A 16289-nucleotide genomic window follows, 5' to 3' on the forward strand; every position below is an offset into this window, starting at 1 on the left:
CGTTCTCCTCTTACACCGCCACAACCGGGTGGCGCAGCTTGCCGATAAACTCCACTTCGGCGTCAATCACATCGCCCGGCCAGACCCACTCCTGCGGGCTGCGGCCCGCGCCAACGCCTTCCGGCGTGCCGGTGGCGATAATGTCGCCCGGCTCGAGGGTGATCCCTTTGCTGATGTCGGCAATCAGCGTTGGTACTTTGAACAGCATGTGGCAGGTGTTGGAGCTTTGTTTGGTGACGCCGTTCACGCGCAGGCTGAGGTTGAGATTGTGCGGATCCGGAATCTCATCAGCGGTGACAATACACGGCCCGAACGGCGCATAGGTGTCCTGACCTTTTGAGTAGATCCACTGTCCGGCGCGGCGGCAGTCGCGGGCGCTCATGTCGATCATCAGGCTGTAGCCGAAGACATAGTTCAGCGCCTGCGCTTCGCTAACGCGTTTGGCGCGCGAGCCGATAATCACCGCCAGCTCAACTTCCCAGTCCAACTGCTGGGTGATCTGCGCGTTGTGTTCAATGGCATCATCCGGACCAATCACCGAGGTCGGCGGCTTGGAGAAAATCACCGGCTCTTTCGGCAGATCTTTGGAGGTGTCCAGCGTGCGGCTGGACTCCGCCACGTGCTCAACATAGTTCAGGCCGATGCCGAAGATGTTTTTGCGCGGACGCGGGATCGGCGCCAGCACTTTCACGTTGACCAGCGGCTGAGCACAGCCGACCGGCCAGTTGCCCTCACAGGCGTTCAGCAGTTCCGTGCCTGCTGCCACCGCCGACGGACCAAGGTCGATGAAATCCAGCATGTTGTCCGGTAGCGACTGGCTGCGGTACTGCGCCAGCCTGGCTAAATCCACCACATAATCCCCGACGATTGCGCCCAGACGGGACGCGGCGTTGACGTTGCTACGGTAGGTAATCAGGCGCATTATTTTTTCTCCTCAGACACTATTTTTTGCTGACCATCGTTGTCCAGCAGCGCGTCCTCGTAATAGAGGCTGAGCGACTGCATCACGGGCAAGTCGTTGAAACAGAAAAGGCACGCATCGTCGGTTTGCGACAGGTTGACGTGCTCATGGAAGGCCCAGGACGGCACGCAGAAAATATCGCGCTCCTGCCAGTCAAAGCGCTGCCCGTCGATAATCGAGTAGCCTTTACCCTTCGCCACCTGGTACATAAAGCTGCCGGTATGGCGGTGCGCCTTGCCGACAAATCCGGGCCGCAGGCGCTGCATACTGGCGCCGATGGTCGGCATCACATGGCCACCGGTCACCGGGTTGGTGTAGTGCATCAGTACATCGTCAAACGGCGAGCCGTCGCTAACCTTCGCCGCACGGCACAGCGCTTCGTAAGTTGGTTGCCACTGATACTTAAACAGCGGCGAATAGGGTTTATCCCAACCGACGTTGTGCGGGCGCAGCGCGGCGGCGGCCCACAGCGCCACGCGGTCATCAACCGGCGCGGTGACCTGCTGATGCATATCCGGGTGTACCTTGTAGAACCCGGCCTCCATCGCGTTAACCAGCGGAATATCCAGCCCGTCCTGCCAGATACACGGCAGGCCGTCGGCTTCTACACCGTGTTCGTGCCAGGTGCCGTTCGGCGTCAGCACAAAGTCGTTGGCCTCCAGCGGCATCTTGTGACCGTCGACGATGGTGTAAGCCCCGCATCCTTCCATAATGAAGCGCAGCGCCGATGAAGAGTGCGCGTGCGCCGACGCCGCTTCGCCGGGGTGCATCACCTGGAGGCCGGAGTAGAGCCAACCCACCGCCGCCGCCACGTCCTGACGGCCAGGGTTATTCAGATAAATGACGCGACGCCCGGCTTTCTCCGGGGTCACCAGCTCCACCGAACGCAGCACGTGCTCGCGCAGATCCTGATAGCGCCACAGCACCGGTACGGAAGCGGATTTCGGCTGCCATGGTTCGATTTTGTTTGCCACCGTCCACAGCGCGCCGGTTTTCAGCTCCGAGAGTTGCTGGTAGTAGGCCACCAGCTCCGGGGTATCTTCTACGTCCGCGCGACCGGCGGTGCTTTCACGAAAGTCGTCATATTTCATGCTGATTTCTCCTGTGGATGTAACGCGCGCTGCAACAAATCGCGGCCATAGTGATAGGCCGGATGCCAGGCCACCTGATTCCAACCATAGCGGGCGCATTCGCGCTGTAACCAGTTGGCATCCGCCAGCGCAGGGCGGCCAATGGCGCACAGATCGGCACGCCCGGAAGCGATAATGCTGTTCACCTGATCCGCATCGCTAATCGCGCCCACCGCCATGGTGGCAACGCCGCCTTCATTGCGCAGACGGTCGGCCATCGGCGTCTGGAACATACGGCCATACACCGGTTTTTGATCGACAGAAACTTCGCCGGAGGAGCAGGTGATCATGTCCACGCCCGCTTCGCGCAAACGGCGGGCTATCTCTACCGCCTCGTCCACCGTAGTCCCCCCTTCCACCCAGTCGGTCGCGGAGATACGTACCGAAATCGGTAAATGCTGCGGCCACACTTCCCGTACCGCGCGAAACACCGCCAGAGGGAAGCGCAGACGGTTTTCCAGCGAACCGCCGTATTCATCCTGGCGCTGGTTGGTTAACGGCGAGATGAAACTGGAGAGCAGCACACCGTGCGCCGCCTGAATTTCCAGCCAGTCAAACCCGGCTTTGGCGGCACGACGAGCGGCATCGGCAAACTCAGTAATAACCGTTTCCAACTGTTCCGCCGTCGCCTCCGCCGGCACCTGAGACACGCCAGGACGGTACGGCAGCGGCGACGCGGAAATTAGCGGCCAGTTGCCCTGCGCCAACGGGTGATCCGGCTTCTCATCCCCACGCTGGGTGGAACCGCGACGCCCGGAGTGCCCCAGCTGTACACCAATGCTGGCACCGCTGTTTTGATGGACAAAATCGGTCACCTGCCGCCAGGTAAGCACCTGTTCGTCGTTCCACAGCCCCGGACAACCGGGTGTGATGCGCCCCTGCGGCGACACGGCGGTCATTTCGGTCATGACCAGCCCCGCCCCGCCGACGGCACGGCTGCCCAGATGCATCAGGTGGAACATGCCCGGCACGCCCTCTTTCGCCTGGTACAGCAGCACCGGCGAAATCACGGTGCGGTTTTTCAGCGTCACGCCGCGTACCTGATATGGCGTGAGGATCGGCGGCACGCCCGGCGCTTTCGCCAGCCACTGCTCGTATTGATTTAACCACTGCGGATCGCGCAGGCGCAGGTTCTCGTGAGAGATACGCTGGGAGCGGGTCAGCAGCGAGTAGGCAAACTGCTGCGGGGCAAAATTTTCATAGCGGGCGACGTTCTCAAACCACTCGGTGGAGTTACGTGCCGCGTTCTGGATTTTCAGCACCTCGACGCTACGCACCGCCTGATAGTGGTCGAGGCCGCGACGCAGGTCGCCGCTGGTGTGCTGTAAGCTGTTAGCCAGTTCGATAGCATCTTCCAGCGCTAACTTTGTGCCGGAACCAATCGAGAAGTGGGCGGTGTGAGCAGCATCGCCCATCAGCACCAGCGGTACTGGCTTCTTCTGATGTTCAATCCAGTGCACCCAGTTCTCGCAAATCACCCGCGGGAAACGGATCCAGATCGCCGCGCCTCGCAGGTGGGCTGCGTTGGCCATCAGCGGCTGGCCGTCCAGCCACGGGGCGAATAGCTTCTCGCAGTAAGCAATGCCCTCTTCCTGGCTCATCTCATCCAACCCGGCGGCCTTCCACGTCTCTTCGGTGGTTTCGATAATAAAGGTCGATAACCCCGGCTCGAACTGGTAGGCATGTACCTGGAACCAGCCGTGCGGCGATTCGGCGAATAAAAAGGTAAAAGCTTCAAATACTTTGCGCGTGCCCAGCCAGACAAAACGACACTGACGGTTGTCGATATCCGGCTGAAACTGCTGCTGATAGCGGCTGCGAATACGGCTGTGAATGCCATCGGAGGCGATCACCAGATCCGCCTGATAACGCGCCACCAACGCTTCTTCATCTTCCACCAGGGTGTCGAACACCAGTTCAACACCGAGCGACTGACAGCGCTCCTGCAAAATGTTGAGCAGCTTTTTACGGCCAATACCGATAAAGCCGTGACCGCCACTACGGTTCACCGAATCCTTAAAGTGGATTTCGATATCGTCCCAGCGGTTGAACTGCCGGGCAATCTGCTCGGCGCTCACCGGGTCGGCCTGGCGCAAATTTTCCAGCGTGGCGTCGGAGAACACCACGCCCCAGCCGAAGGTGTCGTACGGGCGGTTACGCTCCACCACCACGATGTTGTTGGCAGGGTTTTGCAGCTTCATCAGTAGGGCAAAGTAAAGCCCCGCCGGACCGCCGCCGATACACACAATGTTCATAGACTCTCTCCTGATGATTGCAACGCGGCCAGCAGCTCCGCCGGGATATCGATAGAACGATGGGTTTCAAGGGAGGTAGTCACCAGCGTCTGGGTAACCTGCATGCGCAGTTCGCCTTCAAGGCTGGTGCAGTTCAGCGCCAGCTTCAGCGAGCGCGAACCAATGTGAATCACTTCCAGATGGAGAATGACGTCGTCGCCCATACGGCTGACGGCTTTAAAATCTGCTTCCAGGTGCACCGTCGGCATGCCGAAGCGGCGCTCGCCGATAAAACCGGCAAAACCATACGGCAGCAGCGAATCAACCCACGCTTCCAGCAGGTTGTTGAACATCACGAAATATTGCGGATAGAAAACAATCCCCGCCGGATCGCACTCGGCAAAGCGAATGCGGTGCGGCTGGGTAAAGGTTGTAGCACTCATAAAAGCTCCTTAGTTCAGCGCCAGGCGCACCTGGCACTCGCGCAACTTATCGCCATGTTCATCCGCCAGCGCCGCATCGCGCAGCTCGCGCAAAGTGGCGGGCGGCAGACGACAATCGTGGCGCTCCACAATGCCGATTAACGTCTGGTAGTTACGTAACCCGCGGGCGTGGGTATCGCCGTAGCCTTTCACCAGCCGCTGGCACTGCACGATTTCCAGCGCCAGCGCCGGGTTGAACGCCGCCGCGCGGATAACGTACTGCAGCCATTCGTCAATACGCGCCGTTTCCAGCTGGTAGCGCAGGGTCAGGCGACGCCCGCGACGCCAGCGCGCCAGCGTCCACAGCAGCAGGTAGCCACGCAGCGAACTGGTGGTTACCACGCGTCCTTTGCGTGTGGCATTGCTCAACAGGCGCTGACAAAAGCCCGGCTGTTGCAGCCAGCGCCCCAGCCCGGTGGGCAGGGTTTCGCAGATCTCTTCCAGCCGTGGGTGCATGTATTCGTTGATACTCAGATGTTGGTTTTCCTGCAGCTTCACGTCGCTGCGGATACGCTCAAAGCGGCTACCGCGAATCTTCAGGTCCGCCACGCGAATGGTGTCTTCCCACGACATCCACAGCGCCAGATGACGCGCGGCCTCACGCAGCAGCAGCTCATCGTTACCGCCGGGCTGTGCGGCAAGTGCTGCCAGACGATCGAGATAGTTCGCCGCGTAGGCCACGTCCTGGTAATCCAACAGGCGGCGCACGCCTTCAATGGCAGTCGGCTGTGCGCTTTCCGGCAGTTCCTGATGGATGCGCGTCAGCAACGCCGCCACTTTCTCATTGGAAGGCTGAGGCGCCTGAGTAGTGACCACTGCCGGTTCCGCCTCTTCCAGACGGGTGTTCATCACCCCCTGGGCGAAGGCGACAAGGCTGGTTTTCACCCCTACGCCGCCGCGGGTAATGGTTTCTTCAAACTGCTGCTGGTTGAACGGCAGCACGCCGGAACCGCACAGCGCGCCAAAGAGTACGGCGCTAATCACGCTGCGGCTCTCTTCCGCCGTTTTCGCCATGTCGAAGCGGATAAATTTGCGCGCGGCCCTGCTGGCGTGGTCGATCAACGTGGTGTTATTCACACGACCGTCGCCCATCGCCGTTTTTTCACCAATGGAGTAAACGCGGTGGGTGGAGGCGATCAGCGTGGTGCGCTGCTGCGTCACTAACCCGCGCTGCACCGCGCGCCCGGCTTCCATCAGCTCGGAGGCCAGCACCACGTCTACGTCGCCCGGCATCGGCATCAACGCCAGCACCGGCGGTTTATCCAGCTCGTGCAGGCCGGGAAACAACTCGACGTAATAAATGGTGGAGCCGGTACGTTGCGCCACGCCCGGTACCGAGGTGGTCTGGGCGAAATAGCCGTTCTCTTCGCCCAGGTTGACAATCCAGTCGGCGAGCACGCCGCCCCCTTCCCCGCCCATCGCCAGAATGGCGATTTTGATGGGCTGTACTTTCGGCATCTGAGTGCTCCTTACAGGCTAACGCGGGCCAGGCGACGGGCGTTCCGGCGCTGTAACCAGTTGATTAATGGACGACGAATCGCCTCTCTCCAGCGTTCGCTGCGCCCCGGATGGGTGACGATGCGCGCTCGATAAAACGAGGGGCACAACACGGCGGCATGCGACACTTCGCCGCACAGGCCGCAGCCGACGCAGCTGTTGATCACCGTTGCGACCGGGTCGGTGCGCAGTGGATCCGGGTTCGGTTTAATCGACAGCGACGGACAGCCGGAAAGACGAATGCAGGAGTGGTCGCCGGTACAGGTGTCGCTATCCACGCCGAAGCGCTCCGCCACCACGCGTTTGCCGCTCTCCAGCGCTTTACGCACCTGCTGCTTTTCGCGGCGCTGGCGGTTGAGCATGCATTCGCTCTGGGCAATCAGCACCTTCGGGCCCGGCGTTTTGCTGGTTAAAGCGTCGCGCAGAGTAGCGGTCATAGTTTTCAGGTCGTAGGTGCGACGCACCGTTTTCACCCATTTCACGCCAACGCCCTTCACCGCCTGCTCAATAGCGTGACCGGTACTGCGGGTGGCGTTTTGCGCGGTGGACGACAGAATGTCCTGTCCGCCGGTGGCCGAGGTGTAGCTGTTGTCAACCACGATGGTCAGGTTGTTGCTCTGGTTAAATACGCTGTTGGCGATGCCGCTGGTCAAACCGTTGTGCCAGAAACCGCCGTCACCCATCACCGAGATGGCGCGCTTGCCGTCTTTGCTATTGAGCGCCGCCGCTCCCGCGCCGCCCAGGCCGTAGCCCATGGTGGTATTGCCGAGATTAAACGGCGGCAGAATCGAGAACAGATGGCAGCCGATGTCGGCGCTGATGTGGTGCGGGCCAAGCTCGCGCTCAATCAGCTTCATGGCGGTAAAAATCGGCCGCTCCGGGCAGCCGGTGCAGAATCCCGGCGGGCGAGCGTGAATCGCATCAGCCAGCGCAGGCGGCGCGGCGTTGACGACGTCCGGCATCACGTTGGCCAGCGGAATACGCACCTGGCGCGCGGCTGCCAGGGCATCCGGCTCCAAACGATCGTAACGTTCAAAGAAGGCGCGCAGCCCCGCCAGCACGGTGGCGGTGTTGTACTCGCCGGCCAGCGGCAGCAGGTCTTTACCGTGCAGTTTGGCGCTTAGCCCCTTCTGGCGCAGGATGTTAGCAATATTCTGTTCAACGAAGTTCGGCTGTCCCTCCTCCAGCACCAGCACCGCGCGCTTGTTGCAGCAGAACTCGTCCAACTCTTCTTCTACCAGCGGGTAGGCGACGTTCATCACGTACAGCGGGATTTTGCTGTTGCCAAACACATCGGCCAGATCCAGCTGGTTAAGAGCGCGAATCAGCGTGTTGTAGTTGCCACCCTGCAGCACGATGCCAATATCATCGGCGTCAGAGGAGAAGAACTCGTTCAGGCGACGTTCGCGAATGAAGCGCACCGCAGCAGGCCAGCGCTGATGAACTTTCTCTTTTTCATGCAGGAAGCTGGCGGGTGGCAGCACGATGCGGCTGACGTCGCGCTGCGGATTTTCCAGCGCCTGTTTCACCGTAAACGCCGGAGCACGGTTTTCCGAGGTGACAAACTGGCCGTGAACGTGACAAGAACGAATGCGCATTTGCAACATCACCGGGGTGTTGCTGGCCTCAGACAGTTCAAAGCCATCCTTCACCGCCTGCACGATGCACGGCAGGTTCGGGCGCGGGTCGAGCAGCCACATCTGCGATTTCATGGCGAACGCATGGCTGCGCTCCTGCATGATTGATGAACCTTCGCCGTAGTCTTCGCCGACGATAATCAACGCTCCGCCCAGCACGCCGCCGGAGGAGAGGTTGGCCAGCGCGTCGGAAGCCACGTTGGTGCCAACCGTCGCCTTAAAGGTCACCGCGCCGCGCAGGGGGTAGTTGACCGACGCCGCCAGCGTCGCCGCCGCGGTAGCTTCGCTGGCGCTGTTTTCAAAGCGAATGCCATACTCGTCGAGGATCGGTTGGGCATCGGCCAGCACGTCCATCAAGTGGGAAATAGGCGCGCCCTGATAGCCAGCCACGTAGGAGACACCGGATTCCAGCAGCGCTTTAGTGACGGCCAGAATACCTTCGCCGCTAAATACAGAACCTGCCGGTAAAGTCAGTTTCTTTACCTCTTCAACAAACGAACGTTCAGCCATCACAACCTCACTTTCATTTCAATTTGGTCTGATTAACTTGTAAGCAACGTGCGAAGGAGGGGCAATCCATGATTTGTCATGGAATTGTCATTTGTGCGGAAGATGGATAGCGATTGCAGAAGGGGGATAAAAATGGGGGGATTGGTGCGCATCCCCTCACCCTGGCCCTCTCCCCAAAGGGGCGAGGGAACCGTTGGGTGCTGAATTGAAGTTTTGTGCTGAACATGAATATCTCAGCTCGGTGCGCCCCCTCTCCCCAAAGGGGCGAGGGAACCGTTGGGTGCTGGATTGAGGCTTTGTGCTGAACATGAATATCTCAGCTCGGTGCACCCCCTCTCCCCAAAGGGGCGAGGGAACCGTTGGGTGCTGGATTGAGGTTTTGTGCTGAACATGAATATCTCAGCTCGGTGCACCCCCTCTCCCCAAAGGGGCGAGGGAACCGTTGGGTGCTGGATTGAGGTTTTGCGCTGAACATGAATATCTCAGCTCGGTGCGCCCCTCCCCCCAAAAGAGCGAGGGAACCGTTGGGTGCTGGATTGAGGTTTTGTGCTGAACATGAATATCTCAGCTCGGTGCGCCCCCTCTCCCTTTTTAAGGGAGAGATACCGTCTTGCCGGTTATCCGGCAAGTGGTATTTCAGCGTTAAATTCATGCCCGGATTTCACCACACCATAAGCCAGCTGCAGTAATTTCCTCATTCCTGCACACACTCGCTCTTTCCCTGTCTTACCCCGGGCTGCAAGCCTTTCCATCAGGTTTTTCACCACCTTATTGCATCTTCCTGCCACTACCGCTGGCATATACAGTGCGCTACGCAGCTCTGCATGGCCCACTTTCGACAGCCTGCTTTTCCCTTTCCACATCCCTGACTCACAACGACGAGGATTCAAACCAGCATACGCCACCAGTGCCTTGCTGTTGCTGAACCGTCGCAGATTTCCTGCGAACGCCAGCAGGCTCACACTCAGCATGTCTCCTATTCCGGGGATACTTTTCAGTAGCTCCCGGTCCCGCTTCAGGTCCGGGTTATCATCGATATGCCGGTTGATTTTATTGAGGGTTTCTTCAATCAGCTCATCCAGCATCGTAACGTGTTCATTCAGGGAAGGAACGATGACTTCATCTGCCGCCTCAAGGCGGTTCACCTCCATCTGACGCATCTCTTCCAGGTTACGCAGGTGGCGTACCAGAGCCGTCAGTTGTCGTTCGCTCAGCGGCACAGGATGCCAGGGGGCCGGCTGATACAGAGCGCAGTAGCGCGCTATCAGCGCCGCGTCGCTTTTGTCCGTTTTATTGCGGGTCAGTTCAGTGTTTGCGAACGCATGGATACGTGCCGGGTTTTCAAGGCTGACGCAGCAGCCATTATCGGCCAGCAGGGTGGCCAGTTCAGTGCTGTAGCAACCTGTTGCCTCCATGCAGACGTGACAGTGACCAAAACGCGCCAGCCAGTTCAGAAATTCGCGGCATCCGGCTGGGGTATTGGCGAATTTTTTGGTTTTGTACTTCTGGTTTGGCAGCTGGACAGCAACGTCGAATTTGAGTTTGGCGATATCAACGCCGACAGGGACAAGATTCATCATGGTACTCCGTAACCTTATGAATATTATCGCCGGACCATCCTTATATGTGGGTGCTCAGGGCACAGGATACCGTTCGGTCTTGAGGCGACAGGGAAACAGGTTACCGGGGCATAATCTCTCCCGCGGGCTCAGGGGCTCCAGGGCTGGGTGATGCTCACCGGTAACCTCCCGATGATCAGTCGGGGATCTTCTCCGCCGGAACGGAGAAGGTCAAGACATAAGGGTTGGGGTGAGGGTTAACGCACCATAACTTAAAAGATTATTGTTCTTCTGATTTCCGGCACCCTACCGCTTAGGTAGCAACATCACCGTCACCGCCGCGACCAGCGACACCAGCGCAAACGCGCCAAAGTTCCACGACAGCGATAGCCCGCTGCTGGCTATCCACGCGCCGAACAGTGGCCCGCTCATCGCGCCGATACGCGCAAAGCTCAGCGCCCAACCGGTGGCCGCCGCGCGGCTGTTGCCCGGATACCAGGTCGCCAGATAGCCGGTCAGAATCAGCGATGCAGAAATACTGCCGACACCTGCCAGAGCGGTCAGCAGAATGTTGATCGGCAGCGAGTGCGGGAACATCAGCGCGCAGATGCCCGCGCCGCCCACGAGGTAAGAAAGCGCCACCGCCCGCTTCGCGCCGATACGATCGGCAATGCGCCCGAGGAACAACCCGCCCACCGCCGAGGCGAGGCTAAACACCACCAGAAACAGCAGGCTCGGCCCCAGCGCATAGCCGCTTTTGCGCATGATGCTCGGCAGCCAGGTGTTGAGACCATAGACCAGCAACATGCCGCAGAATAAGGCGACCCAGAAGCAGGCCGTGGCGCGCAGATAGTCGCCCGAGAACAGCAGGCTGCCGGTTTTACGCCAGCCCTCCTGCTGCGGACGCGGCGTTTCCGCTTCCGGCAGCGGAACGCCGAGACGCGATGACAGCTCACGCGCCTCAATCATTCGCCCACAGCTGACCAGATACTCTAGCGACTCCGGCAGCAGGCGCGACATCGGCCACAGCACCAGCAGCGGCAGTGCGCCCACGCCAATCACGCTGCGCCAGCCGAAGTGGGGAATCAGCCACATCGCCACCAGCGCCGAGCACAGAATGCCCAGCGAGTAGCCAGAATACATAATCCCGTAGTTGTAGCTGCGCCGCTCCGGCGGCGAATATTCAACGGTCAGCGCCGCCGCCACCGGGATCACCCCGCCCAGCCCCAGCCCGCCGATAAAGCGCGCCACGCCGAACAGCAGCGGCGTCGGCGCCCAGGTAGTGGCAATCATCGAAAGCGAGAACAGCCCGACGCACAGCAGCAGCATCCGCCGCCGCCCGATACGTTCGCTCAGAGAACCGGCAGCGAATGCGCCGAAGAACATTCCCACCAGCGCGTAGCTACTGAGCGCCCCCAGCTCCAGCGGCGTCAGCCCCCATCCAGCGTCTTCCGCCATACTGGAAAGCACCGCCCCCATCACGCCAACATCATAGCCTTCAAATAAAATACTCAACCAGCACACCAGTAATACCCGGCGGGTCACGGCGTACGGACGCACCGCACTCTTTGTCATCGCAATGGTCATGGCAAACTCCGGTTAGTGGACACACCATCAGCGATAAGAAAAGTGGCGCAAAGGATCAATCCTCCCTCCGTCGGCCAGCAGTTATATCTGCACAAGCCGGATAATCACCGCGCAAAATGGCATTTCTCCGCCCTCAGCGATAACAAAATCTGCGCGATCCATCTCTCGTTATCGGAATTTGCTCTGACATAACTTCTGAATTCCAGTTAACGTGTATGCGTTAGCAAGTTGTTAATGGAATGTTGATTAAAGCAACGCGTTCGCGTATGACGGCCAGAAATCAACAACAGGCAGGACGTTTCACCTTTACGTCGTCTCCACGAGGAGTCTGTTATGTTGATCAACGATATCGTCTCACCGCGCCTGTCCGCTGCGCTTAGTCATCTCAATTCGTCCGCCAACTTGCTGTTTACCTCCGCCACGCTGGAGCAAGCAGGTGCCGTCGTAGGACGGATCTTCAAACCTTGCCAGGTGGATCTGGTCGATCGCGGCGCACGCGCCGACGTGCGGATGCACCACATTCCGATGGGTGAAATCTCACTTAACCGCCTGCGCTACAGCTCGCGGGTGGATATCGCGCCGTGCCTGATGAAGGATTTTTTTCTGGTGCAGATGCCGCTGCACGGTAACGCCACAGTGGTGAGCGAAGGTCAGGAGATCCTATCCGGTCCGCAGCTGGCCACGGTGATTAACCCGGAAGATGTCACCCGCATGCGCTGGGAGCCTGGCAACGATCAGTTTCTGCTGCGCATCTCTCGCTCGCTGCTGGAGAACATGCTGGTCGGCCAGCTTGGCCAGCCTCTGAACGAACCGCTGCGCTTCGGGACCGCGTTCCGCTGGCAGGAGAATCCGGCGTGGTGTGCGCTCATTGGTTATCTGCTGGAGTGCGCCAGCCAGGGGCTGGACCTGGAGAAACACCGTCTGATTCGCCAGCAGATGGAGCAACTGGTCGCCACCACGCTGCTCAATAGCCACCAGCATAACTATCGCCAACCCGCTGATAGCAAGCGTTCCAGCATTCGCCCGGCCCACGTCCGCCGCGTGCAAGAGTACATTCACGCCCACGCGCACGAAACGCTGAGCGCGGAAGCGCTGGCGGGGATTGGCGGCGTTAGCCTGCGTGGACTGTATGCGGGGTTTAAAAATTTTCTTGGCGTCAGCCCGATGCAATATCTGCGAGATACCCGTATGGAGCGGGTACGTGCCGAGCTGCTTTCCGGCGAGGTAAACAACGTAACAGGCGCTGCGCTGCGCTGGGGATTCGCCCATATGGGGCGCTTTAGCGCCGAGTACAAAGCGCGCTTTGGTGAGACGCCCAGTCAGAGCATGCGTAAGCGCTGACCGGCAATACACGTCGTACTTCAAGTTGCAGATGCGTTGGCTACGCTCGTTCACCCCAGTCACGTACCTATGTACGCTTCAGGGGATTCACTCACTTGCCGCCTTTCTGCAACTCGAATTACTTAGTGTATTTGTGTTGAAGTTATTCGCTAATCAACGCCAGTACGCGTAACGGGCTACCGGAACCCTGCTCAATTTTGAGCGGGGCCGCGATAATCACCGCACCGCGCGTCGGTAATTGATCGAGGTTGGTCAAGCATTGCAGGCCATATTTATTAGCGCCGTGCATCAGGGTATGGCAGGGATAGGGCACCGGCCAGGCGTAGGATTGCCCGGCGTCGGTGTTAATGGTTTCCACGCCAAAGCCACGTACGTTGCGCGCTTCAATCAGCCATTCGACGGTTGCCTGCGCCGGGCCTGGCGTGTGGGCGCCATCTTCGCGCATGTTGAGGAACGCCGCGCCGTCATCAGCCTTTTTCGACCAGTCGGTGCGGAATAGCACCCAGGCGCCTTCCGGGATCTTCCCGTGCTGTTTTTCCCAGCTTTCCAGGTAATCTACCGACAGGATCCAGTCCGGATTTTCCGCTACCTCGCGGCTGGCATCCACCACCACCGCCGGGCCGATGAACGCCGCAGGGTTGATGGTATCAACGGTATTTTCATGATGCTCACGACCGCTCACCCAGTGCGCCGGCGCATCAAAGTGAGTGCCGGTGTGTTCGCTACAGGTAAAGTTGTTCCAGTACCAACCGGGGCCATTTTCATCGTAGTGGGAAATGGTCTCTTTTTTAAAGCCCCAGGCCTGGCCGAATTGCGGCGGCAGCTGCAGCGTCGGGAAGCGTTCGCTCAGCGTTTGCGTTAAATCGACAATCCGGATCGCGCCCTGAGCGATCCCCTCAGAAAATTCAGTCAGCAATGCTTTGTTCATACGCGGTCACCTGTTTGGGAAATTGAAATTAACAAACAAGTAACATTGTAAGCAGGCCCGGCAAACGCTCTATCCATTTCCTGAAGCTGTTATCCAGAAAGTGAAAAAACTTCCGTTGGCGTTACATTCCTGGGAACTGGCTCTTAAAATTGCCCAGTAGCGTATAGAGCTGATCTTTTTCTTTCACCGGCAGAGCGGCCATCAGTTCGTTCAGCCAGCCCTGGTGCGCCGCCGCCATCAGATCAAACTGCTGTTTGCCGGACGCGGTCAGTTTGATCCGACACGAGCGACGATCGTTGGGATCGTACACCCGCACCGCCATGCCCTCTTTTTCCAGACTATCGGCAAGCCCTGTAATGTTGCCGCCCGTCACCAGCATCAGTCGCGACAGTTCGCCCATCTTGATACCGTCTGGGAAGCGATCCAGCTGCGCCAGCATATCAAAGCGCGGCAGCGTGCTGCCAAACTGCTCACGCATCCGCTGACGAAGTTCGGTTTCAATGATGTTGACGCACGATAACAGCCGCAGCCACAGTTTGACATCGCGCGAGCCGGCTTCAAGTGAAATAGCAGATACATTTGATTTCATTAATTATTTACCTCTTTTTCTCATCAAATCCCAGCCTAATCATCACATTTTATTATGTGATTGCTCTCACAGGTGGGTGATTATTAAGCAATCGATATTGTTTAAGCATAAAATATTCATGTATAAAATATATACCCATTGCTTAGTTGTGTTAAGTCATCACCTACTTTCGAAAGGAGCCACCTCATGGCAAACACTAAAGTAAACCGGATCCTGAATAACAATAAGTTTAAATTGGGTTTCTTTGCAGCGAACTGCTCCGGCGGTATGGCTGTCACCAAAATTGAAGATCGCTGGAACAACTCCTGGGAAAACAACCTGAAAATGGCACAGCTCGCCGATGAAGCCGGGATCGAGTTTCTGCTGCCGATCGCCCGCTGGATCGGCTACGGCGGCGAAACCAACTTCCACGGCAACGTGCTGGAGACCGTCACCTGGGCCTCCGCGCTGCTGGCGGCGACTCGCCATATCAGCGTCTTTTCTACCGTTCATACCTCTTTTAACCATCCAGTGGTAGTGGCAAAACAGCTGGCAACGATGGATCACATCAGCCAGGGCCGCGCGGGGCTGAACGTGGTTTGCGGCTGGAACCGCCCGGAATATGAAGCGCTGGGCGGCGACCTCGCCTACGATCACGAAAGCCGCTACGCCTACGGCCAGGAGTGGTTTGAGGTGATCCGCAAACTGTGGCGCGAAGAGAAAGCCTTCAACTGGGACGGCAATTTCTTCAAGCTGAAAGACACCTACGGTCTGCCGTTACCGCTGCAACAAGACATCCCGATATTTAACGCCGCCGGTTCCGGCGAAGGGCGCGATTTCGCCATTCGCAACGCCGATTTCCTGTTCACCTCCGCAATCACCCTGGAGCGCTCCGCAAAAGAGATTGTCGAGTTGAAGCAGAAGGCCCTCGATGCCGCACGCCAGAAAGCGCTCAATATTCTGACCTTCTCCTACGTCGTCTGCCGCCCAACTCGCGCGGAAGCCGAGGAGTATCACCACTACTATTCCCAGCAGAACGCCGACTGGGCAGCGGTGGATAACATTATTCGTCTGATGTTCGAGAACGCCGAATCGTTCCCGAAAGATCAGCTCAAACTGATTCGCGACCGCTTCTCTGCCGGCCACGGCGGCTTCCCGCTGGTCGGGACGCCGGACGATGTCGCCGACGGCCTGGAGCAGTTGTATCGTACCGGTTTCTCCGGCACCACGCTGTCGTTCACCGACTATGTCAGCGAGTTCCCCTATTTCCGCGACGAAGTGCTGCCGCGCCTGGAAGCCCGTGGCCTGCGTGAGCCGTTCCGTCCGTATGATTCCGCCTCAGGAGAAGCCGCATGAGTTCTCTGTCTGCTGATGAGTTCAAACTGGGCATGCGTCAACTGACGCTGCCGGTGGCGGTGATTACCGTCCATTCCGACGAGCAGCGTAACGGCTTAACCGCCTCGTCGTTCTGCTCGGTGAGCGTCGATCCACCGCGCGTGTTGGTCTGCGTTGGCAAAAGCGCCAGCGCCCATCGCCAGCTGAACGTTGGCGAGGGGATTGGCATCAACGTGCTGGCCAGTGAACAGCTCGACCACGCCATGCGTTTCGCCAGTAAAGCGTTTCACGGCGAGCAGCGCTTCAGCCAGGGAAACTGGTATCCGCTGAAGTCAGGCGCACCAATGCTGGAAGGCACCGCGGTGAGCTTCGACTGCGTGGTGGATCAGATCATTGATGACACCACCCACAGCATCGTGACCGCCACGGTCGTCGCCATTGAGCGGAACGACCGCGATTGTCTGCTCTATCGCAACGGTGAGCCAGTGCAGACCCGTCGTATCGCCTAGTTCCGTTCCTG

At 58.8% G+C, this 16289-nt stretch carries 13 protein-coding genes; 3 read left to right on the forward strand and 10 right to left on the reverse strand.

What is annotated here, in order from left to right:
- Positions 1-10: 10 nt before the first annotated feature.
- From AC07P6_RS27345 to AC07P6_RS27380, 8 genes are all read right to left on the reverse strand, one after another.
- A complete protein-coding gene (locus AC07P6_RS27345) occupies positions 11-922 on the reverse strand; it encodes a fumarylacetoacetate hydrolase family protein (RefSeq protein WP_434660450.1) in 912 nt (303 codons plus the stop codon).
- Positions 922-2052, reverse strand: coding sequence for a cupin domain-containing protein (locus tag AC07P6_RS27350; protein WP_478315117.1), 1131 nt, complete (start codon positions 2050-2052; stop codon positions 922-924). Before AC07P6_RS27350 ends, AC07P6_RS27345 begins: the two co-directional genes overlap by 1 nt.
- Positions 2049-4346, reverse strand: a complete 2298-nt coding sequence (locus AC07P6_RS27355; RefSeq protein ID WP_478315118.1) for a bifunctional salicylyl-CoA 5-hydroxylase/oxidoreductase — start codon at positions 4344-4346, stop codon at positions 2049-2051. The genes AC07P6_RS27350 and AC07P6_RS27355 overlap by 4 nt, the downstream gene beginning before the upstream one ends.
- Positions 4343-4768: an acyl-CoA thioesterase gene (locus tag AC07P6_RS27360; RefSeq protein ID WP_182235824.1), complete on the reverse strand. Its 426-nt coding sequence runs from the start codon at positions 4766-4768 to the stop codon at positions 4343-4345. Before AC07P6_RS27360 ends, AC07P6_RS27355 begins: the two co-directional genes overlap by 4 nt.
- Positions 4769-4777: 9 nt before the next feature.
- Positions 4778-6265 carry an indolepyruvate oxidoreductase subunit beta family protein gene (locus AC07P6_RS27365; protein WP_478315119.1) on the reverse strand — a complete coding sequence of 496 codons (1488 nt, stop codon included), beginning with the start codon at positions 6263-6265 and terminating at the stop codon, positions 4778-4780.
- An 11-nt stretch (positions 6266-6276) separates the two neighbouring features.
- Positions 6277-8451, reverse strand: a complete 2175-nt coding sequence (locus AC07P6_RS27370; protein ID WP_182235820.1) for a thiamine pyrophosphate-dependent enzyme — start codon at positions 8449-8451, stop codon at positions 6277-6279.
- Positions 8452-9068: 617 nt separating this feature from the next.
- On the reverse strand, positions 9069-10031 hold the full coding sequence (locus AC07P6_RS27375; protein ID WP_478315120.1) for an IS110 family RNA-guided transposase: 963 nt from the start codon (positions 10029-10031) through the stop codon (positions 9069-9071).
- 285 nt (positions 10032-10316) lie between these two features.
- The gene (locus AC07P6_RS27380) at positions 10317-11597 is read right to left on the reverse strand and encodes an MFS transporter (RefSeq protein ID WP_478315121.1); all 1281 of its coding nucleotides are present in this window, start codon (positions 11595-11597) and stop codon (positions 10317-10319) included.
- 333 nt (positions 11598-11930) lie between these two features.
- Between AC07P6_RS27380 and AC07P6_RS27385 the strand changes: the two genes are divergently transcribed.
- Positions 11931-12938, forward strand: a complete 1008-nt coding sequence (locus tag AC07P6_RS27385) for an AraC family transcriptional regulator (protein WP_478315122.1) — start codon at positions 11931-11933, stop codon at positions 12936-12938.
- Positions 12939-13080: 142 nt separating this feature from the next.
- Here the strand turns inward: AC07P6_RS27385 and AC07P6_RS27390 are convergent, their stop codons facing one another.
- Together AC07P6_RS27390 and AC07P6_RS27395 are read right to left on the reverse strand one after the other, a co-directional pair.
- Positions 13081-13866, reverse strand: coding sequence for a cyclase family protein (locus AC07P6_RS27390; RefSeq protein WP_289179133.1), 786 nt, complete (start codon positions 13864-13866; stop codon positions 13081-13083).
- 121 nt (positions 13867-13987) lie between these two features.
- A complete protein-coding gene (locus AC07P6_RS27395; RefSeq protein WP_434660460.1) occupies positions 13988-14455 on the reverse strand; it encodes a MarR family winged helix-turn-helix transcriptional regulator in 468 nt (155 codons plus the stop codon).
- A 186-nt stretch (positions 14456-14641) separates the two neighbouring features.
- Between AC07P6_RS27395 and AC07P6_RS27400 the strand changes: the two genes are divergently transcribed.
- Together AC07P6_RS27400 and AC07P6_RS27405 are read left to right on the forward strand one after the other, a co-directional pair.
- Positions 14642-15790, forward strand: a complete 1149-nt coding sequence (locus tag AC07P6_RS27400; RefSeq protein ID WP_182235810.1) for an LLM class flavin-dependent oxidoreductase — start codon at positions 14642-14644, stop codon at positions 15788-15790.
- A complete protein-coding gene (locus AC07P6_RS27405; RefSeq protein ID WP_478315123.1) occupies positions 15787-16278 on the forward strand; it encodes a flavin reductase family protein in 492 nt (163 codons plus the stop codon). The genes AC07P6_RS27400 and AC07P6_RS27405 overlap by 4 nt, the downstream gene beginning before the upstream one ends.
- The last annotated feature ends 11 nt before the right edge of the window (positions 16279-16289 follow it).

It is taken from the genome of Klebsiella sp. GFKo11, from assembly GCF_056490265.1.

Excerpts from the sequence above, each read along its gene's own strand:
- AC07P6_RS27345 (WP_434660450.1), bottom strand. The coding sequence starts at position 922 with ATGCGCCTGATTACCTACCGTAGCAACGTCAACGCCGCGTCCCGTCTG.
- AC07P6_RS27350 (WP_478315117.1), bottom strand. The coding sequence starts at position 2,052 with ATGAAATATGACGACTTTCGTGAAAGCACCGCCGGTCGCGCGGACGTA.
- AC07P6_RS27355 (WP_478315118.1), bottom strand. The coding sequence starts at position 4,346 with ATGAACATTGTGTGTATCGGCGGCGGTCCGGCGGGGCTTTACTTTGCC.
- AC07P6_RS27360 (WP_182235824.1), bottom strand. The coding sequence starts at position 4,768 with ATGAGTGCTACAACCTTTACCCAGCCGCACCGCATTCGCTTTGCCGAG.
- AC07P6_RS27365 (WP_478315119.1), bottom strand. The coding sequence starts at position 6,265 with ATGCCGAAAGTACAGCCCATCAAAATCGCCATTCTGGCGATGGGCGGG.
- AC07P6_RS27370 (WP_182235820.1), bottom strand. The coding sequence starts at position 8,451 with ATGGCTGAACGTTCGTTTGTTGAAGAGGTAAAGAAACTGACTTTACCG.
- AC07P6_RS27375 (WP_478315120.1), bottom strand. The coding sequence starts at position 10,031 with ATGATGAATCTTGTCCCTGTCGGCGTTGATATCGCCAAACTCAAATTC.
- AC07P6_RS27380 (WP_478315121.1), bottom strand. The coding sequence starts at position 11,597 with ATGACCATTGCGATGACAAAGAGTGCGGTGCGTCCGTACGCCGTGACC.
- AC07P6_RS27385 (WP_478315122.1), top strand. The coding sequence starts at position 11,931 with ATGTTGATCAACGATATCGTCTCACCGCGCCTGTCCGCTGCGCTTAGT.
- AC07P6_RS27390 (WP_289179133.1), bottom strand. The coding sequence starts at position 13,866 with ATGAACAAAGCATTGCTGACTGAATTTTCTGAGGGGATCGCTCAGGGC.
- AC07P6_RS27395 (WP_434660460.1), bottom strand. The coding sequence starts at position 14,455 with ATGAAATCAAATGTATCTGCTATTTCACTTGAAGCCGGCTCGCGCGAT.
- AC07P6_RS27400 (WP_182235810.1), top strand. The coding sequence starts at position 14,642 with ATGGCAAACACTAAAGTAAACCGGATCCTGAATAACAATAAGTTTAAA.
- AC07P6_RS27405 (WP_478315123.1), top strand. The coding sequence starts at position 15,787 with ATGAGTTCTCTGTCTGCTGATGAGTTCAAACTGGGCATGCGTCAACTG.